The 4,919-nt window shown below is 35.4% G+C and carries 4 protein-coding genes; all 4 read right to left on the bottom strand.

Features of this window, described 5'->3' with window-relative positions:
- Positions 1 to 675, bottom strand: a 675-nt coding sequence (locus tag LPH68_RS25555; protein ID WP_230297229.1) for an abortive infection system antitoxin AbiGi family protein, incomplete at its 3' end; no start/stop codon positions are given.
- Positions 672 to 1,319, bottom strand: coding sequence for a DUF4391 domain-containing protein (locus LPH68_RS25550; RefSeq protein ID WP_117811583.1), 648 nt, complete (start codon positions 1,317 to 1,319; stop codon positions 672 to 674). The genes LPH68_RS25550 and LPH68_RS25555, both read right to left, overlap by 4 nt.
- Positions 1,320 to 1,328: 9 nt before the next feature.
- Positions 1,329 to 4,592, bottom strand: coding sequence for a helicase-related protein (locus LPH68_RS25545; protein ID WP_217290694.1), 3,264 nt, complete (start codon positions 4,590 to 4,592; stop codon positions 1,329 to 1,331).
- Positions 4,593 to 4,706: 114 nt separating this feature from the next.
- Positions 4,707 to 4,919 (bottom strand): hypothetical protein (locus tag LPH68_RS25540; RefSeq protein WP_230297228.1); only part of this gene is annotated, 213 nt, incomplete at its 5' end.

Genomic DNA, 4,919 nt, shown 5'->3' with positions numbered 1-4,919 from the left:
CGTATTACCAGAAAGTGATTTATTAAAAAAATCTCTTGACTTAACATATTCCTCTTCTTTTATTTTTAATTCCCATTTGGGAGAATTTTCAAGATATTGCAAGGGAATAATCCGCCATTCTCTTTCATCATAGTTGTTTATTATCTTTTTATCTTTTCTTGATTCGCTTTTTTTCGAAAATACAAGATTATGCTTTAATAACATTGCAGTCAAAGACAATAAGTCTTTTTCGTAACTTAATTCTTCATTACTATTGAACACAAAATCCAAGCCCTTATTATTAATCTCATCTTCTAAACAATGTTCATTAATAATCTTATTCACTCCATTAGAAAAAACAGAATTTGTTGTTTCAATATATTTATCATATAGATCTTCATTCCACATCTGAAGAAAGAATGTACTTCTATATTGTACCGGATTTATATTTAATCGCATTTTATCTTTCAAATACTTCTTATCAAATCCTACCATATATGAGCCATATTTATGTCGATGATTCAGTGTACGTAATAATGGTATATCACAAAAACAAATCATAGGTACTGCAAATCCATATCCATTCGACATTTCTTCAAAACAGTAAGAAAATCTAAGTCCCGATTTTACTATTAACTTCAAAGTAGAGCACTTTGAAGTAAAATGAAATAATGTATTTGGATGTATTATACTCATAATCTTTCCTTTAACTCAACAATTTGTTTATGAATCGCAAACTTTTTTTGAGGCTGCCTCTCTTTAGCCTCTTTGCGCTTTAGAATCTCTATTTCTTTAAGCAACATTTCACGTTGAGTCGATTTCTCTACATCCTCACGTAAACTTTCGCTCTGTATGATAATGCGCTCCCCTGCCACTTGACGAACAAGTGCTTCATAGATAGCATCCATTGTCAACCCCTCTATGGAAAGACTTATTTCTGTATCTTTTCTCCATTGAGAACGATACGTCTTCGCAATACGAAAAGTTTTATCCGTATTCGTACTGCTTTCCATCCATTCTTTGTAATTGAGGTGCAAACAAGTCATATCTCCCCAACGCAAAATAAAGATTGTATGTCGTGGTATCATACCATCAATAAAAGAAAAAATATCATCCGGACAATTTTCATCCTTAATAGGCACAAGGAAGATAGTGATTTCATGTACTTCTTTTCCATCTGCCACATTAATAGTACTTGGCGCTAACTTAGCCAACCATTCCACTCGAACCACATCATTTGTGAAGTGATCCTTCATGCGAGTATTAGCTCCCCATTGATTTACAAACGTTTTCTTGGGGATAACTCTGTTTACGATAGTTGATTGCGGAAGATTATACATAACGTTTCACTATTTAATCACCAAAAAACAGATTAACTCAAAATCATCAAGCCCTGATATTTTATTTCGAAGTGCAGTAGTTTCACCCGCCGAGAAAAGGCTCATAATATCCGATTCTTCTTTCACTTCAATAATGCTATGAATAGCTTCCTGCAACAAGTCAGAATAGTGACTCATCTCACGCCCGTCTTTCGTTTCTTTATTGAACACAGAACATAAAGTTTTATCTGGTTCATGTTTTCCCCGACAGGCTGCACGCATATTGTCAAGCATAGTTTTAGGGGACAAATGATCACAAAGCACTTCTCCCTCATGACTTATATAAACCATATAGAATGGATGAAGTAAATTCTGATTATTGATATTTACTCCATTGTTCCGGTTCTTCAACACATAGATAACTCCCGGCTGCACAAAATCTGAACTTCCAACAACAGCACTCATCCCAAAAGGAGTATGAGCAATATCCGGATTATCCTTCATGTAAGCCAAAAGGTCTAGCCTGAACTCATTAAGTCCTAAATCCATGATATTGATACCCGTATCCATATCTTCAATATCAACAACTTCTTCTTGTAGACGCTTCAACTGCTCCTTCCGGTATTGTAAATCCCCTTTTTCTTCGTCAGAGAGAAGATTATCATCACCAGTGGCAGTCATAACAGTAACCTTCATGCGAGCCTCTACACGACCTTTCAACTTGATATAATCATCCAACTCTACATCAGGCCAGTAATTTACCAGTTGAATCACCTCATTCTTGGAGCCAATACGGTCTATACGCCCAAATCGCTGAATAATACGAACGGGATTCCAATGTATATCATAGTTTATCAAATAATCGCAATCCTGCAGGTTCTGACCTTCCGATATACAATCTGTAGCAATAAGTACATCTATTTCAGTATTCGAACCGGGAAATAAGACATCACGTTCCTTTGAACGAGGCGAAAAGAGTGTAAGAATTGTATTAAAGTCAGGCTTTAATTTTTTGATAGTACACATTCCGTCCACCGAACCTGTCACCATAGCAACATTCAAACCATATTCATCATGAATACGGTCAGCCAGTTCCGAATATAAATATTCAGCCGTATCAGAAAAAGCCGTGAAGATCAAGACCTTTTTATTTTTATCATTGATAGGATGACTGAATTTAGATTCCAAATCTTCAATAAGTTGTTGCAACTTACTGTCGTGACGAGGAGTAATATCTTGAAGCATCACCAAAAGAAGGTTAAGAATCTCATTATCCCATTCCAGATACTGCCGCCAAGATATAAAATCCATATCAGCTAAATCAATCTTTGTCTTTTTTCCACCAACAAAAGCAGAGCCATAATATTCTTCATCTTCAGCTACCATTGATGGGTAATAATCGTCCACTTCCAAAGAGGTATGTCCATATCTGTCACGCGAGAAGTTATCTATCCTGTTTATCGTATTTTGGATAAGTTCCTGTATACGTTGAATAGTCAAGCGAAATGAATTAACTGAACTTTCCAAACGTTTTAGCATATTGATTGCCATCAATTGACGAATACCCTTTTCACGTCCATGCATGGATAACCCACTTTCACTGCCAGACTCGTCCAAGTCTACATACTTACTTATTCTGCTCGCCAATATAAAATCAGAAGGAGTATATATAGCAAGATTCAACGTTTGCAACTGGGTGTAAATTTCATTATAATTGATAGCTGCACTCAAATCCGTTAAGCATGGACGGCGGGATATTGGTTTCAGACGGGTAGGAAATTTACCGATATCTGTAGTATCATAATATCGCTCAATATGTTTTCGACTACGGGCAATTGTCACCGAATCTAACACCTCAAAAAAATCAAAGCTTAACATTCCCAACAACTTAGCCGTAGTACGTTCCGTCGGTTCAAACTTCACCCATCTATTATATGCAGTTTGTGCCTGACGGAATATATCATCAATGCTACTTTTAGTATCCAATAAAGAATCAATCTTTTCAACTTCACCCTCATAAGCCAACTGCAATTGATTCTTTAAATCCTTGAAGCCATTGTTGACAGGAGTAGCAGAAAGCATTAGTACTTTTGTCTTCACTCCGGCACGAATCACCTGATTCAACAAACGTAAATAACGGTTTTCTCTGGGATTCTCATCTTCCTCGTCAGTTGTAATCTTGCCACCATTACGAAAATTGTGACTTTCGTCTATGACGATAAGGTCATAGTTTCCCCAATTGATATGAGAGAGGTCTAATCCATTAGACGTCCCGTATTCACGAGATAAGTCTGAATGAAATAAGATATCATAGCGTAACCTGTCTGCTGCGATAGGATTATTCTTATAATTACTGCGAAACGTAATCCAGTTATCATTCAGTTTTTTAGGGCACAGAACCAAAACGGATTTATTTCGGTTTTCATAATACTTAATCACAGAAAGTGCCGTGAAAGTCTTACCTAAACCAACGCTATCCGCCAAAATACAACCATTGTATTTCTCTAATTTATTGATGATAGCAAGAGCTGCATCTTTCTGAAAATTATATAGTTTATTCCAAATCACACTATTTTTGAACCCTGTAGCTTCATTGGGCAACACATCTTCGGATATATCATCAAGAAACTCGCTGAAGATATTATAGAGTGTGATAAAGTAGATGTAATCCGGTGAGTTTTCCTTATAAACCGTTTCAATATATTCCAAAATCCGGTCCGTTACATCTACAAATTTTTCGCTATTGTTCCATTGCGCATTAAATATTTTCAGGTATTCTTCTGTAAAAGGCGACGGCAAGCTATGTACCATGGAATACACACTGTTCCCTCTATCCAAACCAAGTTCTGTTGTAGTGAACTCATTAAAAGGTGCATAAGAACGTGATTCAACATCAGACACTTGCAAGAAACCACCCATTACTTCCGATGAAGAATTAGATTTAAAGCGGACTTTCTTACGTATCCAATCTGCACATTCTCTGGCTATGGCTTTTTGAGATAATTGATTACGAAGTTTTATTTCAAAATCAGAACCATAAAGATTCCGCTCGCGATTTAGCTTAGGAATATAGAATTCACGCTTCTCCTTTTCTGCTTTATCTTTAACAAAAGTAGGTGATGTGAAAATAAAACGCAACTCTTCTACATTCTCCAATTCTTTTTTTAATGCCTCAAAAGCATAAATAGAAAATGAAGCAGCAGCTATGGACACTTTCGATTTAGTGGACAATCTGACTCTTAGATCGTCTATCACACGTTCATTTATGTTATTTATCAGTTTGGGTAGTTCCATGCTACTTAATATATAAAAAGAAAAAGTCAAGATATAAAATATCTACATGATGATTGCAAAGATAGGAAATTGTTATTTCAAATTGCTGTACATACCAATATTTTTTCAAAAGTTTCAAATCCGCAATACCGAATTTTTTCTTTTTAGATTATCGAGTTCTATACGAAAAATATCCTTTACAAGATAAATATCCTCAAAAGGAATGATATTGCTAAATTTTATTGCTACTTTTGTACAATTGAAAGAGTATTTATTTTTTTGTTTCGTAATGCTAATACTGATAAATTCCTGGAGTTTGCAAACTACTATCTGTCTCTTATACACATC

It is taken from the genome of Bacteroides sp. 1_1_30, assembly GCF_020982715.1.
Classification (GTDB): Bacteria; Bacteroidota; Bacteroidia; order Bacteroidales; family Bacteroidaceae; genus Bacteroides; species Bacteroides xylanisolvens.
Note: the sequence above shows the minus strand (reverse complement) of the source record. Positions and strands in the feature narration are given on the sequence as shown.

Coding starts and splice junctions, on each gene's coding strand:
- LPH68_RS25550 (WP_117811583.1), bottom strand. CDS start 1,319: ATGTATAATCTTCCGCAATCAACTATCGTAAACAGAGTTATCCCCAAG.
- LPH68_RS25545 (WP_217290694.1), bottom strand. CDS start 4,592: ATGGAACTACCCAAACTGATAAATAACATAAATGAACGTGTGATAGAC.